Annotated in this window: 19 protein-coding genes and 1 pseudogene; 6 read left to right on the top strand and 14 right to left on the bottom strand. The window is 35.6% G+C overall.

The features are described 5' to 3' along the window. Positions 1–40: 40 nt before the first annotated feature. Both BK574_RS07680 and BK574_RS07685 read right to left on the bottom strand, forming a co-directional pair. Positions 41–640, bottom strand: a complete 600-nt coding sequence (locus BK574_RS07680; protein ID WP_075388962.1) for a lytic transglycosylase domain-containing protein — start codon at positions 638–640, stop codon at positions 41–43. A 68-nt stretch (positions 641–708) separates the two neighbouring features. After that, positions 709–3,270, bottom strand: a complete 2,562-nt coding sequence (locus BK574_RS07685; RefSeq protein WP_078428180.1) for a DEAD/DEAH box helicase — start codon at positions 3,268–3,270, stop codon at positions 709–711. Positions 3,271–3,437: 167 nt separating this feature from the next. Between BK574_RS07685 and BK574_RS07690 the strand changes: the two genes are divergently transcribed. The 3 genes from BK574_RS07690 (at position 3,438) to BK574_RS07700 (ending at position 4,827) form a co-directional block, all read left to right on the top strand. Beyond that, positions 3,438–3,737 (top strand): hypothetical protein, encoded by a 300-nt coding sequence (locus BK574_RS07690; RefSeq protein ID WP_078428181.1) that lies wholly within the window; start codon positions 3,438–3,440, stop codon positions 3,735–3,737. Between the two features lie 169 nt (positions 3,738–3,906). Beyond that, positions 3,907–4,401, top strand: coding sequence for a nucleotide triphosphate diphosphatase NUDT15 (locus BK574_RS07695; protein WP_218970555.1), 495 nt, complete (start codon positions 3,907–3,909; stop codon positions 4,399–4,401). Positions 4,402–4,494: 93 nt separating this feature from the next. Beyond that, positions 4,495–4,827 carry a hypothetical protein gene (locus BK574_RS07700; protein ID WP_078428182.1) on the top strand — a complete coding sequence of 111 codons (333 nt, stop codon included), beginning with the start codon at positions 4,495–4,497 and terminating at the stop codon, positions 4,825–4,827. Between the two features lie 25 nt (positions 4,828–4,852). Here BK574_RS07700 and BK574_RS07705 read toward each other — a convergent pair whose 3' ends face one another. Continuing rightward, the gene (locus tag BK574_RS07705) at positions 4,853–5,131 is read right to left on the bottom strand and encodes a hypothetical protein (protein WP_078428183.1); all 279 of its coding nucleotides are present in this window, start codon (positions 5,129–5,131) and stop codon (positions 4,853–4,855) included. 107 nt (positions 5,132–5,238) lie between these two features. On the opposite strand from BK574_RS07705, the gene BK574_RS07710 reads away from it, so the two are divergent. Continuing rightward, positions 5,239–6,237, top strand: coding sequence for a DUF4003 family protein (locus tag BK574_RS07710; protein ID WP_075388918.1), 999 nt, complete (start codon positions 5,239–5,241; stop codon positions 6,235–6,237). A 221-nt stretch (positions 6,238–6,458) separates the two neighbouring features. After that, positions 6,459–6,719, top strand: coding sequence for a DUF6154 family protein (locus tag BK574_RS07715; RefSeq protein ID WP_078428184.1), 261 nt, complete (start codon positions 6,459–6,461; stop codon positions 6,717–6,719). Positions 6,720–6,748: 29 nt separating this feature from the next. On the opposite strand, the gene BK574_RS07720 is transcribed toward BK574_RS07715, so the two are convergent. The 10 genes and pseudogenes from BK574_RS07720 to BK574_RS07765 all read right to left on the bottom strand — a co-directional run bounded on the left by BK574_RS07720 (position 6,749) and on the right by BK574_RS07765 (position 19,516). Then, entirely contained in the window at positions 6,749–8,185 is a 1,437-nt protein-coding gene (locus BK574_RS07720) for a hypothetical protein (protein WP_078428185.1), read from the bottom strand. Positions 8,186–8,510: 325 nt separating this feature from the next. Then, positions 8,511–9,725 (bottom strand): annotated as a pseudogene (locus BK574_RS07725) (ISL3 family transposase). Between the two features lie 249 nt (positions 9,726–9,974). Beyond that, on the bottom strand, positions 9,975–11,156 hold the full coding sequence (locus BK574_RS07730; RefSeq protein ID WP_078428186.1) for an iron-containing alcohol dehydrogenase: 1,182 nt from the start codon (positions 11,154–11,156) through the stop codon (positions 9,975–9,977). 67 nt (positions 11,157–11,223) lie between these two features. Then, positions 11,224–12,669, bottom strand: coding sequence for an aldehyde dehydrogenase family protein (locus BK574_RS07735; protein ID WP_078428187.1), 1,446 nt, complete (start codon positions 12,667–12,669; stop codon positions 11,224–11,226). Between the two features lie 122 nt (positions 12,670–12,791). Then, a complete protein-coding gene (locus BK574_RS07740) occupies positions 12,792–14,069 on the bottom strand; it encodes a TRAP transporter large permease (RefSeq protein WP_075388505.1) in 1,278 nt (425 codons plus the stop codon). Further along, a complete protein-coding gene (locus BK574_RS07745; protein ID WP_075388506.1) occupies positions 14,066–14,563 on the bottom strand; it encodes a TRAP transporter small permease in 498 nt (165 codons plus the stop codon). Before BK574_RS07745 ends, BK574_RS07740 begins: the two co-directional genes overlap by 4 nt. A gap of 79 nt (positions 14,564–14,642) precedes the next feature. Continuing rightward, entirely contained in the window at positions 14,643–15,656 is a 1,014-nt protein-coding gene (locus BK574_RS07750; protein WP_075388507.1) for a TRAP transporter substrate-binding protein, read from the bottom strand. 217 nt (positions 15,657–15,873) lie between these two features. Continuing rightward, on the bottom strand, positions 15,874–16,875 hold the full coding sequence (locus BK574_RS07755; RefSeq protein WP_075388508.1) for a LacI family DNA-binding transcriptional regulator: 1,002 nt from the start codon (positions 16,873–16,875) through the stop codon (positions 15,874–15,876). 313 nt (positions 16,876–17,188) lie between these two features. Continuing rightward, positions 17,189–17,938 carry an oxygen-insensitive NADPH nitroreductase gene (gene nfsA / locus BK574_RS07760; RefSeq protein ID WP_078430800.1) on the bottom strand — a complete coding sequence of 250 codons (750 nt, stop codon included), beginning with the start codon at positions 17,936–17,938 and terminating at the stop codon, positions 17,189–17,191. 69 nt (positions 17,939–18,007) lie between these two features. Beyond that, a complete protein-coding gene (locus tag BK574_RS07765) occupies positions 18,008–19,516 on the bottom strand; it encodes a carboxypeptidase M32 (protein WP_078428188.1) in 1,509 nt (502 codons plus the stop codon). 143 nt (positions 19,517–19,659) lie between these two features. Here BK574_RS07765 and BK574_RS07770 point away from each other — a divergent pair, with 143 nt between their 5' ends. After that, positions 19,660–19,965: an iron-sulfur cluster biosynthesis family protein gene (locus BK574_RS07770; protein ID WP_075388510.1), complete on the top strand. Its 306-nt coding sequence runs from the start codon at positions 19,660–19,662 to the stop codon at positions 19,963–19,965. Positions 19,966–20,116: 151 nt separating this feature from the next. On the opposite strand, the gene BK574_RS07775 is transcribed toward BK574_RS07770, so the two are convergent. Continuing rightward, positions 20,117–20,365 carry a DUF2564 family protein gene (locus tag BK574_RS07775; RefSeq protein ID WP_075388511.1) on the bottom strand — a complete coding sequence of 83 codons (249 nt, stop codon included), beginning with the start codon at positions 20,363–20,365 and terminating at the stop codon, positions 20,117–20,119. Positions 20,366–20,539 lie beyond the last annotated feature (174 nt).

The raw sequence follows: 20,539 nt of genomic DNA on the forward strand, positions 1-20,539 counted from the left end.
TCTTCAATTTAATAAAAGATAGCTTAAAATGGATATCGACCTATTTATAACAATATCCAGAAGGCTTTTCGGCTTTGTATTCATCGTTGTAGAGATCATAGTAATACAACACTTTATCAACATAATTTTGACTATGGTTATATGCAAATACCGCTTTGGCAAGATCATCATTAGCTGCACCATGATCGGCTAAATATTTGGCAGCTGCGTTCGCAGAATCGACAACGTTAAAAGGGTCCGCTTTCCCGTTTCCAGAGGCATCCATGCCGTAACCACCATATTCAGAGATAAGTGCGATATCGGTAATATCGACTTCATCTGTAATATCTCCTAAATCTGTTCCTGGATATCCCCATCCAACCCACGTTCTCGGCATGAACTGAAAGTGCCCAACCGCTCCGACTGAACTCACCATGGGGTCTACAGTTGAGAACCTCGTTTCAATGCGATGAATTGCGGCAAGTAATTTCCAGGGAATATCATATTTCTCCCCAGCTTCCTGATAGATCGGAATATAACAACTTGGAATTGAATTATCTTTAAATGAAAACTGGATTAAGCCTCTTTTTAATTCTGTTTGATAATGTAAAACCGTCACAAGAAGGAGAACGGCAAATACGAAGATTAACCGTCCTCTCATTGATTTTCTTTTTGATTTTTTCTTCTTCCCCATTTGTTTTTACCTTTCGTATAATACTCTATTTCATTTTAATATTCATAATAGTAATCGTTTCTTTTATATCTAGATGAATAACAATCCTCACATATTGGAAATGAAAAGTCTAACTCTAACTTTGTCCCACATTTTTTACATTGTTTACTCATATTACGAACATCCGTTTTTAAACGTTCGTGTACGTCATCACTTATCTCTTCACGCACACGTTCCCAATACAGTGCTTCAGTTCGCCGATTTAATCGATATAAAAATAATAAGTGAAGTCCGACTGCTTTGTAAGACAACTCCACTTCTTCCAGACTACCCTTCTTAATTATCGGTTCTGGTAGTTCCTCCCCTTTTATTATCGCAGACATTGCTCTGCGCCATTGTTTTGTGAGTAATGACTCATTTGTTGAAAAAGGTAAATGTAAAAATCCATAAAGGTCCATCATCGATAACCTTGCTTCAATTTGTGTACCACGGACCATCGTATATAATTCTCGTTCTTCAGATAATGTTGCTTTTTTCGTACCTTTTGGACTTTCGAATTTATTCCAAAGTTCAAAGAACGTTCCAAGTTCACGGTGATACTTTTGAAAGCGGTCAAAAACAGCGTTTGTTGGTGCAATGGCAAAAGTTGATACGAGCTCATCTTCTTGATCCAATAGACGTTTCATTCTTTTTATTTCTTTTGTAAAGGCTACTTTACCGACATCATAAATTCCTTTTCGCCCTGCACGGCCGGCAATTTGCTTCACTTCTTGTGATGTTAGTCGCCGTCTCCTCGTACCATCAAATTTTTCGTTTTCTAAAAAAACAATTCGACGGATCGGGAGGTTTAATCCCATACCGATTGCATCCGTTGCAACGATAACCGTTGTCTCCCCGTCTATAAAACGTTGCATTTGTTTTTTTCTCGTTTCAGGAGGCATACTTCCATAAATCATGCTGACGGAGTGGCCATTATTTTGGAGTTTAGAGGCCGTTTCTAGAACACGTCTTCTAGAAAAGCAAACAAGTGCATCCCCTTTCCTCGTATTCTTCATACTAAATTCTTTCGATTCAACTTCAAGAGGAATTTCTCGATAGTATTTGTAAATTTCAATATTAGATTCTCCTAAAAGTTCGATAATCATTGTTTCGGCATTATGACTCGCAATGATATGAACTTCTTTTGCATTCGCCTTTGTAATGGCTTTAAACCATGAAAAACCACGATCGTTATCCGCTATCATTTGGGCTTCATCAATAACGACGATATCATAAAACTCTTTTTCATGGAACATTTCAACCGTACAGGAAATATGGTTAGCTCCTTCGATCTCCTTTTCCTCTTCTCCTGTTTTCAGATTGCACGGAACACCCTCATGGTTTAATTTATCAAAAATTTCAAGAGCCAATAAGCGGAGTGGGGCTAAATATAAACCACTCTTCCCTTCTTTCATTCGTTCTAAAGCGTGATGCGTTTTTCCTGTATTTGTTTCACCAATATGTAAGACATATTGAATATTCCTACCGAGCGATGGTCTATATTCACGTCCAAATATATCATCAAGCATTCGTTCTTCTAACGCTTTTTTTCGTTCAATTTCAGCTAATTCTTCTTCTTTTTTCCGTTCTCGATCTTCGAGATCATCTTCATATATTTTTTGATGACGTTCTAAATCAAAAGGAACGGTAGCAAGCTCAAGAAGGTCTGATACATATTCTTCTTGTATCCTATTGAAATAATCACTTTCAAGTGTATTAAAATAAACCGTTAGCATTTTCCTTAATGACCGTTGAGACAAATCTTTATTAAACTCCACCTTATACTGATCCAATAGCGACGGGGGGAATTCCTTCATTATACTCCTTGCTACTAGGTTAGGAATATAACCTTCAATCAACTTCTCATAGGCATAGTAGTACGTTTCATATTCCCAGTGAAATTTTCGATGAACAGCCCCAGTAAGTTCATCGAAAAAAGTAGCAACTGTCGAATAATTTGCTGGTTCGAACGGGCCTTCCTCAACCAATTTTTCTTCAATCTTAAATGGCGCAATGGCTGGATATTTCTGGTTGTTATCAAAATCATTCGCTAACTGGTTCGCAACATGGTATCTAACATACAGGTAAAAATGCTCATACTCTTCTTCGATCATACGTTGGGAGAAAGCTTCAATAGCTTCTCTAATATTACTTCTTTTTTCAGCGAGAAGTTCTTCTTCTTTCCTTTTTAAATACTCATCACGAATGCGGTGATAATGCGCTTCCCACTCTTTGTCATCACTAGAAAATGTTTCGGCAACCCAAGAAAGAGTATCAAACGGTTGATAAGTTCTCATTTCATTACGAAATAAACGATTAATAAGCTTCCGATCGACTCCTTCAACTTCATAACCACTATCACTCAAATATGTTTTTTTCTCTCGTTTAGGTACATCATTTGTTACTTTAGTCAGCCATACATTAGTCCAAATTTGCTCAATACAATGACGTCGATCAACGATATATTGCTCATACGTCGGGAGTATTTCTTTTGCTTCAAGGTAACGATCAATGTCATCATATATTTTCAGCTTCGTATGTTCAACTGCTTGAGGGTAAAGTTCAGTTAATCTACTCATGAGAAGCCCCCTATCTATTATCCAATAGAACATATGTATATTTATTCTCATCTCAATGTTTTTTTAGTATTACCTATTTAACTTAGTGCTGTTACGGGTCGATCATTACAACGTGACATTGTTTTGTTATAATATATTAACCATACTGGTAAAAAGGAGATTTTTCAATGAGCAAAAAGCAATTAGAAGAACAGATTATCCAGAATTTCCAACAGGATGAACAAATGATGATTCTCGTGTTTGCCCAATGGTGCGTCAACCACGACTTAAAGCCTGAAGAACTATACTTAAGAGCTTACCCTAATCAAGAAAGTAATCCAGCTTTACAACAAGCATTAAAATTAACAGTTACTAAAGAGGAAGCAGGCCCAATTGACAATGATACAGTTCTAGGCATATTATCGCTTTTTGGAAATGATGATCTCGCATTTATCGTTACTGAAGAGATTAACAAACAAAAGCTTTAATTGCCTGCTCTAAATCGTGTAATATGGCTTTCAATTCATTATGAGCTAAAGGAATAGTATCTGACCGTTAACATTTGACATTTTTTATTCACTCTCCAATGAAATTTGTCTTAGTGTGCCCTATAACCAAAAAGGTAAAAATGATTTTATATACTCTGGAGTGATAAATTTGCGATACCAATTCTGTCCTAAATGCGGTGGTAAACTAGAATTCTTTAGTAAGCAAAACATAAATCAACCAAAATGTATCGATTGTGGATTTACTTTCTACCAAAATCCAATTGTTGGCGTAGCAGCTATTCTAATTAAAAATAAAAAAATTCTCCTAGGAAAACGAAACATCAGTTATAAGAATAAGTGGTGTGTTCCATGTGGTTATGTTGAATATGATGAAGATGTAAGAGAAGCAACAAAACGAGAATTCCTTGAAGAAACAGGACTCCAAATCAAACTAAACCGAGTTTACGATGTTCACTCTAATTTCCATAATCCTATACAACATACAGTAGGAATTTGGTTTCTGGCCGAAATTACTGGCGGCCAACTCAAAGCTAACGATGATTTAAGCGAAGTCGATTACTTTTCATATGATCGACTACCTGAACTCGCTTTTACAACAGATCGTTTCGTTTTAGATCGATTAGCCACTGAAAAACTAATATAAGTGTTCCTTCTACTTCCAAACTTATCAAGTAGTTTATTAGTCAACTATTTACTATAATAGTAGAAGTAAATGAATTATAAGGATTGTTGTTTTATGATTGAAGAAAAAGCTCTTGCTATAAAATTTTGTAATGAAATTACCGATGTTCAAGAGGAGTTTGTACTCTCCCCTATTGGATATCAATACATCTATTGGAATCAGTCCTATGAATATCAAACTGAAAGCTTTGATTGGGTAACACTTAATACTCATTTGAAGGCTTCTCTTGATCAACGTTCTTTTACAGACCAGTTTATTGACGTTATTCAATCTGTACAAACTTATGCAGATATTCTGAAATTAATAAAATCAGAAAATGAATTGCTCGATTTCCAAAGGTTTACAAAAATTATTCCATTTAGGAAAGTTAACGATACAAGAGGCTAATCTACTTTTAGATTTTGCCTCTTTTTTATGGTTCAATAAACCAAAGTCCCCAGAACAAAACAACTACCCCCAACATCAACACACCAAATAAAAATGCTGCTAACCTATATAATGGACAAGAAATTGACTTAGGAAACTTTTTTATTCCCCACAATAAAACTTTTCCTATGATTAAAAGCCAATTAGGATAAACTAAGAACGTTTCGAGAAAATGGTCTTCACGATTATAACGTTTGAAAAAGTGGTAAAATCTTATTGAGCTTAAACTTCCAAAAAGAATTGTTCCTAAAAAAGAACTATTCATTCACCAATATCACCTTCAATTTTTTTGAGTTAATAATTATAGAAGTTAAACTCACTAACTCTAAGCTCGTTACATAAAGTAGTAAGTCTAATGAAAGAAGTGATACGATGTTACCAGAGCAATTACAACAAAAAGCAGACCAATATATAGATGGATATGAACAATTAAAAAAAGAGTTAAAGTGGAGAGTTTCAGATCGTATTCTGATGATGGTCACCTCTATTTATGTTGTTAATAATAAAACTTTGAATATTCCACATTTCATTGAATTAAGTGAATACATCAAAAATCAGGTAGGTATGCTTTCTACGCTGAAATCTTATCAACGCTTTACCATTGCTGCCCTGCTTAGTGTTCGTTTTGAAAACCCAAAAGAAAAGTTCCATGACTTTATCGAGCTATACGAAAATTTAGTTCGTGGTGGCTTCAATAGAGGAGCCTTTTCATATATTGCAGCTATGGTATTGTTAACAAATGATCCTGATGAAAGTGACCACAAAGATAGTATTGAACGGGCATTAACCATTTATAAAGGCATGAAAGCTCAACATTATTTTCTTACTTCAACAGTTGACTATCCTTTAGCTGTTTTACTAGCCAAAGTTGACACTGATATTCCAAAACTCTTGGAGCTAACAGCAACTTATTATGACCGACTTTCAAAAAATGGATTTAAAAAAGGAAATGACCTACAGTTTCTTAGCCATATTCTTTCACTCCAGCACGAAACTGACCCAAACATCCTAAGCAATCGTGCAGTAAGCCTTTTCGAATTATTAAAACAAAATCGAAAAAATTTAAAGTCGATGCATTACCCTGAAGTTGGATTACTTGGATTACTTGAAGACGGTAAACATCACATCGATTTAATACTCCAATTAGAAAATAAACTAAATAAAGAAAAGTCACTAAAATTGTACAAAGATATGAATTTTATCATAGCAGTCAACTTTTTAATGACAGATAAAATGAAGGAATCAATGATATTAGAAACAGGCATATTCACAACATTTGAAGCGCTGATGCAAGCTCAGCAAGCAGCAATGATCGCTGCGGTTTCTACTACTATTACTGGCACTTCAACCTCATCCAGTGGGCAAAGTTAAAACAATTAATGAAAATAAACGAAGGACTAGCAACTAATAGCAATGTGATATCAAAGTGATAGTTGGTTGAAATAAACAAGTTAGTTGAGAGAAGAAAGGCGACTTCCCCATTTAGGATTGTCGCTTTTTTATCATTTCCACCAGATTTTTGCGTATTAAAAATACGGAAGCATGAAACAATAGAAAGGTGATAGAAATCATTAAATTTGAGGGAGATTTATATGAAATTCGTTGACGATCTATATACAATGTATAAGAACCATCTTACTGGTGATGAGGAAGATGCCCTAATTATCATAGATGGCATCCTCCAAGAAATTAGTGAAGCTGGTATTGAAAAGTTAATCCATGAATTATCTGATGATGAGCGTTTTGAAATGTTTGGGATGTATTTATATGAGAAATTTCAATTGAAAATCTCAGAAGAAGGTATTGGTCAAACAACGAATGAAGATGATCAAGGCAAAGGTTATGTTCATTGAGAACTTTTTAATTTGTCTTCTTGTAATCCCTATTCTCTAAATTTCCGTACGTACTCCTGGATAGCATTAAAATCATAACTAGGATAATGTTCAACCCAACCAACATCCATCACTTCTTCCCCATCACCTCCATCAACAATAATTCGAATCGGTGCTTGGAAAGTTGCCAATTGAATATAGTTTTCGTTATCTTTTGGTGAAATGGAAAATGTAATAACATCGCCTTCATTGTATTCTTTGTTGCTTCTCTCGGTTTCTTCTGCACTCTCTACTTGCCAGCTATACGTAAAATAGTCTTGTAATTGTTTTGTAAACGGTAATGCAAGCTCATCAATCATCTTAAATGGTTTCTGGACTTTAAAAGTTAGAATATAGCCATCTGGATTACCAGTTCCTGTTTGTAACTTTAAATATTCAAACGGATCAGTATCCAACTTGGGTAAATCTATTATATACAGTTGCTCGTTGTTTTTTAATACAGTACCATCATAAAGAATTAACTCTCCTTGAGAAAGACCTCTTAAGCTACTTATATCTTCTGGAGGGAAGTACAATTGATCAATAGAAAAATAGCTATCAACAAAAACGGTATTCGATTGAAAATGATAGAAGTGATTCATAAAAAATCCATCTTGTTCAGCTCTTCCATTATGCAAATAGTATACATTCGAATGGTCGTCTCCAATAGTTGCAATATAGGCTGGTAAAAGCAAAGGTTCTTCTAAATGCCATTGCTCAATCCAAGCTATACTTCCTGCCCAAGATAGGATAAGGATACAAAATGCAGCGATTGTTAACTTTTTTCTTTGAATGAAACATGGTTTCTGAGAAAAGTCCTCTTTTCCCCCTTTATCTTGTTCTATCATCTCATCGTTCTCGAATAGTTTTTTCATTCGATAGGCTGTCATTATAACTTTAATAAAGGCAATAAACCCGAGAAGTAGTAGGACCGAAAATACGATACCGAACCAAGCTGGAAACATAATAAAAAACGGTAATCCGAATAGCATTAATACATTAATAATGATATAAAAATTTTTCCGCCTTTTAAAGATTATAACCCACTCAGTCTCGCTCGATTTTTGAATAAGATGGATAAAATAATTCATTAATAACACGACGAAAAGAAGGGTAATCACCTTTTCAATTTCATCCGTAATAAAAAACCAATTCATCACGGGTAAATCAACTGTTATGAACCCCACCTGTTGTGTCATTCCAGGCAAATGGTCTGTTCTGATGAAGGACGTAAACCAAGAGATGGCTGAAATTACAATAAGGACATTCGTCCAAGGTATGATAGACTTAACACCTATATCTTCCTTTAATACTTCCCGAAGCCCTGATAAAACAAGAAGATATCCAATAAAATTCGGTAAAATTGAAACTCCGTTTATATCAAAATTTAAAAACACTAGTAATAATCCCCAAAATATTGAAGATAATCCGTGTTTATAATGGTCCAATGTCACACCCCTTTATCTATTTGTAATAACTATAAATAGATATTGATTATTTTTTAAAACCTGGTATTATATAAATATTAACAGATATATATCATTCTATTTGTATTGCTAATCTTACCATTTCATATCGATAAATTATATGTATTTTGAAACTAAATTTATAAGAAAAGGTGGAGCCTTTGATGCATAACCAACCTGTTTGTCCCAAATGTCAATCGGAAGTGAAACAATTAAAACATAGTACATTATGCAACTGTGGAGTTAAGTTTAAAAAGTTTAGGTTCTAAGTCAAATGTTGGGGTTGGAGAATTATTCTCCTGCCCCTTTATCCTACCTGAATTGTCTTTTCTTTTAATTGATGGTGTAATAACACACGCATTCTCAATCTGTCATATCGCTTAAATCCGAATGCATTCCGTTTTATGACTTTCGTTTGGTTATTAAGCCCCTCAATTGGTCCATTGGTATAACCGAAAGTAAAACTATTAAGGATTTCAACCTCCCAGTTTTTGAACGTTTCAATTGCTTTCATAAACTCCTTCATTCCTGATTTTTCAACCAGATGATAGAAGTTGTGAAGGTGTTGTTTTACTATTAAACCTTCTTTGGAACCAATCTGTTTTGCCTCATCAAACCAAGAACGAAAGGCTTCCTTCAGCTTATAAGCTCTCCTCAATTCACTGGAGAGATCTAAATACCTTTCCAAATACCAGCGCTACTTTTCTGTTAATTCTTCATGACGTTTATTAAAAACATGCTTCATACGCTTACACTTTTTTCGGTCGTACTCATGAAAGTCTTTTTGAACTCTTCTTCGCACACGATCTAATGCCCAATAAATATAGCGACAGAAGTGGAAACGATCCGCAATAATCACAGGGCTACCAAGCGCTTTTTCAACAGCTGACTTAAATGAATAACTCATATCCATCACTACCATTTTTACATGGGTACCTTTTTTTCGTAGGTAGGCTTTAACGGTTTTTACCGAACGATCTGGAAGGATGTCCAGTGGCTCTCCTGTCTTCCCATCCGCTATGATGACCTGGTATTTCCCTTTGTTTGTGTCTCCCTTATACTCGTCAATCGCAATCACTCCTGGTAATTCCTCCACCTCCTTAAACATCGGAGTGGAGATCATATCAAATCGTCTTATTACAGTGGTTGGAGATGTACGAAACTGTCTAGCTGTATCTTTGAAGTTCTTACCCTGAATGACACGGAGTCCCAAGGCTTGATTCCATTCCACAGTATGGCGCTGATACCTTTCTACCACATTCGTCTTTTCAGGAAACCTCTTTCCACAGGAACACATATAGCGTCGCTTTCTATAAAACAAGTATGTGTTTCTTTCAAACATTTTCAAATGTTGGATCTTTTGAATTCGATAGTCATGAACACGCTTCGTTTTCCCCTCACAAACGGGACAACGATGTGTTTTACGTTCCATCTCTACGTGGATATGGAACGAATCTGCCACTACTTCTGTTTTGGTTACAGTCAATTCTTCTAAACTAGGGAAATTCATGATAAAATGCATATGAACGCAACTCCTATCCTTTTTCTTGTTTCTCGACAATTCAAGTCTAAAGGATTTTGGAGCTTGCGTGTTTTTATATGCTCAATTTTTTAAAACCCCAACATATATTTTAGAGCCAAAGTTTAAGACACTTCTTTAATGTGAAGAATACTTATTACCGTTCTCATTTTCAAAAGCAAAAGAAAAACACAATACTAGAAAAAACCGTAATCGAATCCTTCTTTGGATTGATTACGGTTTTTATAAATATTAAACTTCTAGAGCTACTTTTGTTTCCCCATATGCTTCTGTGTAAATCTTTTCAATATCTTTTACATTTAAGGCACGAGGGTTATTGCTTAATAGACGGTCAATCTTGCTTGCTTCTTCAGCAAGTGAAGGGATATCTTCTGCAGATACACCTACTTCTTTAATTGAAGTCGGAATGCCAACATCCTGAGAAAGAGTTGCCATTGCATGTACTGCCAATTCCGCAGCATCTCTTGTTGATAAGCCTTCTACATTTTCTCCCATTGCTTTAGCTACTTCTGCAAATTTTTCTAAGTTCGCTACTACGTTGTATTTCATAACGTATGGTAATAATAACGAGTTAGCGACACCGTGTGGTACTTTAAACTTTCCACCTAATGGATATGCTAATGCGTGAACCGCACCAACTCCAGCATTACCTAATGAAATTCCTGCAAGTAAACTTCCCATTGCCATATCTTCACGTGCTTTTAAGTCACGACCGTTATGAACAGCTGTACGCAGTGAGCGTGAAATTAAATTAATGGCTTGAAGTGCAATACCATCTGTTAACTCATTTGCACGGATTGCTGTGTAAGACTCGACCGCATGAACGAGCGCGTCCATACCAGTTGCAGCAGTGACAGCTGGCGGTACTGTTAATGTCAATTCCGCATCAACAATTGCAATGTTTGGTAATAAGTAAGTACTTACGATTCCTTTTTTTACCTTATCACGATTATCTGTAAAAATTGCATTATATGTTACTTCAGAACCAGTACCTGAAGTTGTTGGGATTAAAATGAATGGTAATCCTGGATTTTTAATATTGTCGATCCCAACTAAGTCACGAACATCATCCGTATTCGTCATCATAACAGCTAATAGTTTTGTAACGTCAAGTGCACTTCCGCCACCTACACCAACAAATACATCGTAGCCTTTGTCGATAATTTTCGCAGCCATTTCTTCTAAAATTTCAAATGGAGGTTCAGGAATAACATCATCAATGATGTCTACTGTAAGAGCTTGCTCTTGTAATGGCTCTATGACTTTATTAACTAATCCTGTTTCTCTAATAATTTTATCGGTAATGATTAAGACCTTTTTTCCACCTAGTTTTGCAACTTCTTCACCAACTTTAGCGACTGAACCACTTCCAGTGATCAATTGACCTGCGGTTTGAAAAATTGAAACGTTCATATCTTCGACATCTCCTATCCTAATCTATGATTGTTCTCTCTCTCTTAATCTCGTCTTTACTACTAAATTAGCCTAATTTAATGCCAACAAACTTAATTTCTGTCATATCTTGAACCGCGTATTTTACGCCTTCTTTACCAACTCCACTTAGCTTTACGCCACCATAAGGATAGTTGTCTTGACGGTACGTAGACATTTCGTTAATCCAAACCCCGCCAGTTTCTAATTCATCCGCTAAACGCATCGCGCGATTAATGTCTTTTGTAAATACACCTGCTTGAAGACCGAAATCCGAATCATTTGCAAAACCAATGACATCCTCTTCTGTTTCAAACGGAATAATGGAAACGATTGGAGCAAATACCTCTTGGCAAACGACTTTCATTTGCGGCTCAACGTTAACTAGTACAGTTGGTTCGAAGAGATTACCTGTGCGTTTTCCGCCTGTTAATAGCGTAGCTCCTTGAACTTGTGCTTCATCTACCCACTCTTCTGCACGTTTTGCAGCTTCTTCAGTAATCATAGGACCGATATCTGTTGTTTCATCTGTCGGATTTCCAATTTTTAATGCTTTTACTTGTGGTACAAATAGATCTACAAATTGTTGATATATATCTTTTTGAACGTAAATACGCTGAGCAGAAATACAAACTTGACCTGCAAAAGCAAATGCACCTTTTACTAAGCTTGTAGCCGCTGTTTCAATATCACCATCATTAAAGATTATATTAGGAGAATTTGAACCTAACTCTAACGTTACTTTTTTAAGTCCAGCTTGTTTTTTTATGATTTTTCCTACTGTTGGACTACCTGTAAACGTAATCTTGCTCACACGGTCGTCGGTTACAAGCTTTTCACCCATCTCAGAGCCAATTCCCATTACAAGGTTTAGCGCACCTTTAGGAAGGCCAGCTTCTTCAAATAGCTTCGCTAACATAAATGAAGTGAACGGTGTTTTTTCTGCTGGTTTTAATACAACTGTATTCCCCGCAGCGAATGCTGGACCTAGTTTATGAAGTGCTAAGTTTAATGGGAAGTTGAATGGAGTAATTGCAACAACAACACCAATTGGATTACGGCGAACCATACCAATACGGTTCTCACCACCAACAGCACCATCCATTTGAACGAGTTCACCTTCAATTTTCTTTGCTTCATCCGCTGCAAATTTAAGAACTTGAACGGCACGCCCTACTTCACCTCGAGCATCACGGATCGGTTTACCTGCTTCTAATGCCAAAACTTGTGCAAATTCTTCTGTTCTTTCTGTAAGAAGGTCGCCTGTTTTTCTTAAAATATCTGCACGTTGATGAGCAGGAAGCTTTTTCATTGTATTACGGAAAACATTATGTGCTGTAGATAATGCTAGTTCAATATCTTCATTCGTAGCTAAGTCGATTGTTCCAACAACATTTCCATCAAACGGGCTTTTCACTTCTAAACTTTTTCTACCTGAACCCTTTAATTCTTCGCCATTAATTAATGAACCGAAATGTAACGGTGTATTTACCATGATATCTCCTCCTAAAAAGTGAAACGTCCATCAATAGGGGGTCAAGCCCCCCTTGATGTAAAATCTTATATTTACATTTAAATACTAATTAACACTGTATACGTATTCATACAATAAAGTCATCATCTAAACATGTTTGGGAGCCATAAAACGATCTCTGGAATAAAGGCAATAATGAGTAGCGCAACAAATAGTGTAATAATAAAAGGTAGTACTGCTTTACTCGCTTTTTCCATCGATGTACCGAGTATTGGAACGGTAACAAATAAGTTAACCCCAACTGGCGGAGTCGCCATTCCAATTGCAATTGCAACAACCATAACAATCGCAAAGTGAACTGGATCCATACCAATAGCAATAGCAACTGGGGCAAGCACTGGTCCGAGTAACATAACGATCGCAGCACCTTCTAAGAACATACCGATAAACATTAATAATAAGATCATTAGTAATAGAATAATAATTGGGCTTTCAGTAATGGACAAGATCGAATCTGCGAAAGCTTGTGGAATTCCAAAGTAAGCCATGATCCAGCCAAATGGCGCTGACATCGCTACTACTAGTAGAATAACTGCAGAAATCGTACCTGTACGAATTAAACTATCAAAAATATCTTTTACTGTTAAACTACGGTAAATTAACCCACCTACTAAAAACGCATATGCGGCTGCAACCGCACCACCCTCTGTAGGTGTAAAAATACCACCACGAATACCAATAACAATAATAATTGGCATTACAAATGCTAAAGAAGCAGCTAATGTTACATCAAAAAATCCTTTCCAAGTAAATGGCATTTTTGAAGTTGGGTAGTTATTTTTTACTGCAACAACATAAGATACGATCATTAATAATGCTGCGATAACTAGTCCAGGAACAATACCTGCCATAAACATTGCACCGATGGAAACATTCATCTGCGCTCCGTACAGGATCATGATGACACTCGGTGGAATAACTGGTGCCATTACCCCTGCACTTGCAATAAGAGCTGCTGTAAAGCTCTTTTTATAGCCTTCTTTCTTCATCGCTGGTCCAAGTGTCTTCCCTAATGCAGCTGTTTCAGCAACAGCTGAACCTGAAAGACCTGCAAATCCAGCACCCGATACGACCGTAACGTGGGCTAACCCACCACGGAAACGTCCCATAAAAAACTTAGCAAAATTGATCAATCGATCTGTAATTCCAGAACGGCTCATCAACTCACCAGCTAATATGAAAAACGGAATCGCCATCATCGGGAATGACTCGGTCGGGTTGTAAAGCGTTTGTACAAATACTTCAAAAGGTAATTTAGCAGTAGCGATCATAAAGACGACAATGGCCACTCCTAAACTAAAGGAAATGGGTATACCAATTATTAAAGAAATTAAGAAAGGTATAATAAGCCAAAATATCATTTTACGATCACCTCCTTAATGTCACGAACAATGAAATGTAACATATGGATGATCATAAGTGAGCCTGCGAATGCAATACTTAATCTCGGCCAAAATAATGGAATACCAAGTGCATTGGAAGTAAAATTCATACTATTAAATGCAAATCTGAAACCTACATAGGTTAATAAAAGGATAAATCCTAACATGATTAACTTCGTGATGAAACGAAGAATTTCCTGTCCACGAATAGAAAGTTTTTCAACAAACATATCAATATTAATATGCTCTAATTGTTTTACAGCAATTGCTGAGCCTAAGAACGTCATCCATGCCATTAAGAACGTTGTAAATTCTTCTGGCCAATTCAAGCCAGTATTAAATAGATATCTTAATGCCACTTGAAGAATGACTGCTAAAAACATTGAGCCAACGATTACACCGAGTGCAATCTTAGAATATTGATTAAGAGTATTACTTACTCTTTCTAAGTTTTTATCTAGTTGTTCTAGCAAGACATTCAACTCCTTTCAAAAAAGAAAGAGGCTTAAAACGGTATGTTTTATTGCTTTAAGCCTCCATCTCGACTTTCAATTATTGTTGAGCCGCTTGAATACGCTCAATTAAATCTTGATCTACTTTATCTGTGAATTGATCCCAGATTTTCACTGAAGTTTCAACCCATAATTGTTGCTCTTCTTCAGTTGGTGTGTAGAACGTAACACCTTCATCAATCATTTCTTGTTTTAACTCATCAGCAAACTCTGGTGCTTGTTCAAAGTTAAACTCTTGTGCTGCAAGTGCTGCATCTCGCACGATTTGTTGGTGTTCTTCTGTTAAACCATCAAATGTATTTGGGTTCATGAATGCCATATGAAGGGCATGAATTCCACCTGTTTCTGTTACGTGTCGAATAACTTCGTGTAAGTTAGCTGTTACTGCCCAGTGAGGTTGTTGTACTAATCCATTAACTACACCTTGCTCTAATGCTGAATATACTTCTACCCAAGTGATCGGTGTTGCAATCGCTCCTAAAGACTCAACATAAGCCATTTCAATTGGACTTTCAGCTGAACGAAAACGCAAACCATTTAAATCATTAGGAACTTTAACTTCGCGCTCCGTATTCATTACGTGGCGATGTGTACCAGGGTCTAAGAAAAATAAAAGTTCTAAACCTAAATCTTCTCTAGACATTTCTCTAAACTCTTGACCAATTTCACCTGATAAAACTTTATGTGTAGCATAAACATCTTCAAACATGTAAGGTAAATCAAATACTAAAAATAAATCAGTGAACGGTGCCATATTGTTTGTTGCTGCTGATGCAACATCTAATGTATTGTTTTTTAACATTTCAATTCCTTGTGTATCCCCAGCTAAAGTTGCACTGTGGTGAATACGCACTGTAACTTCACCTTCCGAACGCTCTTCAACCTCTTCTTTAAACTTCTCATACGTTAAGAAAATCGGTGTACCTGGTGCTGCTGTATGTGAAAGGACGATTTCTACGTTATCACCGCCAGCTCCTCCTGAACTTGTTCCACAGCCAGCTAATACGACTAATAATACCGCCGTAGCAACGAGTAATAAAAATTGTTTCTTCATTCTCTTTTCCCCCATAAAATTTATTTGTTTTGATTACGGTTTAATAAACGTTATTATTTCTAGAAATATACTTAGCTATTACCTGGAACCACCTCCTTAAAGTAATAAAATTTTTATTTTTTGTATACGTATTCATATATCGGGAGATTTTTGTTTTAAAATGAAGTTTATTCCCTTCCCTTTGCTCTGTATACGTATTCATTTCTTCAAAAGTAAGTTAACTTTTCGGTGAACATGTTGTTTTTCGTACCGCTAAATGAGGTTCTAGTTTAATTTGTTGATAGTTTTCTCTCTCTATATTTCCTTCAATAATATGAATAAGGCTGTTAACTGCAATTTCTCCCATTTGCTGAATGTTATGAGCAACACTTGTTAACTGTATGGCATGATGACTTGAAAGCGTTATATCGTCAAAACCAATTAAGCTAATGTCTTCAGGTATTCTTTTCCCCATTTTTAAAATGACATCCATTGCCGTTAAAGCCATTTGATCAGTAGCACATAGTACAGCGGTTGGGTGGGGTTGGATACTAAGTAAGTCGTACATAGCCATTTCTATATCTTTTGTTGTTGTATCAACAATCTTTAAAAACCGCTGATCCATTTCTTTCCCTTTATCCTGAAGTGCTTGGAAACATCCTTCTTGTCTATCAAGGAATGTTGAAACATTTGTCGGACCCATTATGATTCCAATATGCTCATGCCCTAATTGGAGTAGGTGGTCCATTGCTAACTGACCTGCTTTCACGTTGTTTAAGATAACGTAATTCCCAGCATTTTTGTGTTTACGATTAATTTGAATGTATGGTGTACCACTTTCTGAAAAGAAATCGTACATGGGTTCATCTAGATTAATTGAAGACTGGATAATTCCCGCCACATGATTACTAACGATATGTTCATAGATTTCTTCTCGATTCGGCTGATTATCAAAATAAACCATTGTGTTATAGCCCTTTTTTGTCGCTAGATTAATAATTGCAGTAGTTATCTCAGAATAAAATGCATTTTCTAAATCACCTGAGATCAATGCAATCGTCTTTGTTTTTTGCATAACTAGACTTCTAGCAATCATGTTTGGACGATAATGGAGTTCAGCTATCGCTTTTTCTACTTTTTCTTTCGTTTCTTTTCGAACGTTTTGAGCTCCATTTAACACTCTCGATACTGTAGCTTGGGACACCCCTGCTAATTTGGCAACTTCTTTCGATGAAATCATTGTATCCCTCTTTTTCCCAACGGTAATTCTTTAATTTGTGAATACGTATTCACGAAAATTTTGTATCATTTATTCAATGTACGTAAATTGTAACAGAAAGTTTTTATTTTGTTAACAACTTTTTTAAATTAATTTGTCGAATTTTGAAGATAGGGATTTTTTATTAAGAGTTCCTAATGATTTTTATAACTATAAGAAACGATGATATCGTTTCTTATAGTTTAAATTCTATAGCAAGTAGTAAAACATTTTTATGAAAAAAAAGAGCCTGTAATACACCTTGGACTGACTCCACCTTTAATAATTAACCATTTTATTTTATTGAAAAGTTCTTCCCTTCAACAAATCCCTTCATGTATTGACGTTGTTTTTTCAATAACATATCTGCTATCTGTTCTGTCCATGTATCGTTCCTATCGCCACCTGATCGTTCTTCATAATAGGCAGATATAATTTCATTATAATCCGATAACTGTTTCTTAATTTCTTCTTCGTTTTCGATATATCCTTCTTCATGATAAATATTAGCAAAAGGTAAACGAGGTTTCACATCAGGTGCTTGATCTGGATATCCTACAGCTAGTCCAAATAAAGGTATAACTTTCTTTGGGACATTTAAAATTCTACAAACTTCTTCTAAATTATTTCGAATACCACCAATGTAACATACTCCTAGTCCCATTGATTCCGCAGCTACAACTGCATTTTGAGCTGCTAGAGCTGTATCAATGAGAGAAACCATGAAAGTTTCCGTACTTTCTAGTGGATCAGTTAAATCTTTCCCTTCAATTTTACTAATGAGTTCATGACGATGAAGATCCGCACAAAAAACAAAAAAATGACCATTTTTCACAACATACATTTGATTCCCAGCTAGCTCGGCTAGCTTTTCTTTATTTTCTTTATTTTTTACACCAATTATAGAATAAGCTTGTACAAAACTAGACGTCGAAGCTGCTTGCCCACATTGTACAATCGTTTTTATCTGTTCACTCGTTAACTCACGATCTTCAAATTTTCGAATTGATTTGTGATTTAATATTCTTTCTATCGTTTCATTCATAACTTCCTTCATCCCCTTCATTTTTTTAGAGGCTAGCTAATATGATTAACCAGCCTCCTCTTTTCACCTTTAGAACTGATAAATTTCTCCATACTTTTTACGTAAGTAATTCACAAGGTAACTAGAATTTATGCCTTCACCAGTAATATCCTTTAATATTTCAACCGGTTTTTTCATTTTACCATACTGATGAACATTTTTAGTTAACCATTCCTTGATCGGTTCAATGTTATTCCTAGCTAAAAGATCACTGTAATTAGGAAGATCTTTATCCATCGCAGCTTTCATTTGTGCTGAATAAATATATCCTAATGCATAGGAAGGGAAATAACCAAATGCCCCACCAGACCAATGAACATCCTGTAAAACTCCTTCTGCATCATTAGAAGGACATACACCTAAATATTCTTCCATCTTTTCGTTCCAAATGTGTGGGAGGTCCTTAACTTCTATTTCATCACTAAATAATCCTTTTTCAATTTCATATCGAACGATAACATGAAGCGCGTATGTCATTTCATCTGCTTCGATTCTAATAAGCGATGGGCCCGCGACATTAATTGCCTTATAAAAATCTTCTAAAGTAACGTTATCAAATTGTCCATTTGAATATTTTTGCAATAACGGATAATTTGCTTTCCAGAAAGAAGGATGGCGCCCAATCATGTTTTCAAAAAATAAAGACTGCGATTCGTGAATTCCCATCGAAGTTCCATCACATAGAGGAGTACCAACTAAATCTTTTGAAATGTTTTGTTCATATACTGCATGGCCGCATTCATGAATAGTTCCAAAAATCGCCGTACGGAAATCTTTTTCGTCGTACTTTGTTGTAACACGAACATCATTTGAATTTAAGCTAATCGCAAAAGGATGAACGGTTTCATCTAGGCGACCAGAATCAAAATCATAGCCTAAGTTTTTAAGAATTTCTAAGCTTAATTGACGTTGTTTTTCTTTCGGAAATTGTTCAAACAAAAAGTCTGTCTTCGGCTGATGACTTGAGTCTTTTACAGCTTGAACAAGAGGAACTAATTCTTTCCTAAGATTTCCGAATACATCATCTAAAATTTCTACTGTAATACCAGGCTCATAATCATCGAGTAATGTGTTATATTTATGACCTTCATAACCCCAATACTCTAAAAAGCGTTTTTTCGTATCCACAATTTTTTCTAAATACGGGTGAAACATCGCAAAATCTGATTTTTCTTTTGCCTGCTCCCAAACTGCTTCCGATTTAGATTCTAAAATGACATATTCCTTATATTCTTTTTCTGGAATTTTTTTATTACGGTCATAATTTTTTTTGCATTCTTCAATTGTTTTCTTAGTAATTTCGGTTACATCTGAACTCTCACTAAGTGCATCTATGTATTCTTTCATCTGACCAGATGTCGACATATTAAAGATTTCTGTTGATAGCATCCCGATAACTTCAGAACGTTGCTCAACTCCTTTTCTCGGTGCACCTGTCCTTAAGTCCCAGAACATTAAGGATCGAGCCTCACTAAAGTTTTCCATTTTTTTAACGTATTCTAAAAAATCTTTTTCCATTTCTTTATGACCTTTTGACATGCCTATGCATCCTCTCTTTGATAAAAATATTTCGAATAATGAAATACACTTTTATTATAAAATTTCTTTTAGCAAATGTTAACTATTTTCACTCGACAAATAAATTTGATATGATGAGCAAATATAAGTAAAGGGGGTACACAATGAATGTAACAATTACACCAAAAGCGGCACGTTTTTACAAACATGAAGTTCTAACAGAAAAACATCAATCATTACGACTTTTTGTACGAGTTGGGGGGGTTGGCTCAGGTGGTTTTTCAGTTGGTGTTATTATAGAAGAACCAGATCATAATTCTTTTCAGATTGAAATAGAGGGTGTTACATTTTTTATAAACGGAGATGACACCTGGTATTTTAACGGTATGACGATTGATTATAATGAAGATCTAAATATGATGATTTTCAATAATCCACAATTTGAAGACATCTATCATCCTGAACAGTAAAAAGTGACTGACTCTATTGCTTATTGAAAACCACCTCGAATCATAAACGTAAACAACTGTATTATGATAATGAAGGCAATACATAAGCTACGAGTCAGCCTCTTTATATATTTAGATTTTATAAAAAGGAGCGCTAAAATCGCCCCTTGCCTTATTTTTTCGCTTCTTCTAGTTGATGATCAATACGCTCAATCAACTCTGATGAAATTTCAAAGAAACGTTCGTCAACTCCCGTTTGATGAGATGCCGCAGTATAGTATTGCTTCTTTGCTTGTTGAACTGCTTCAGTCGCTGCCTGCAACTGGTCTTCATCCATACTCATAGTTGCTTGTCCAACCATACGCTCTGCAGCTTTAATTGCCATCTCCACTTGTTTTAAATCGTTATACGGCTCTGACATACAATATTCCACCTTTCGTTCATATAGTGTTATTGTATGCGATTAAAACATAAAATATTCAGTATTATGGTTAATCTTTGAGGTGTTCCAGTGTAACACCAAACCATCTGACCTATGATTATTACGATGCTTTAGTTAAAATTTACCTATCTATTTTTAGAAAAACCACATTCC

Source organism: Alkalihalobacterium alkalinitrilicum (assembly GCF_002019605.1).
GTDB lineage: Bacteria > Bacillota > Bacilli > Bacillales > Bacillaceae_F > Alkalihalobacterium > Alkalihalobacterium alkalinitrilicum.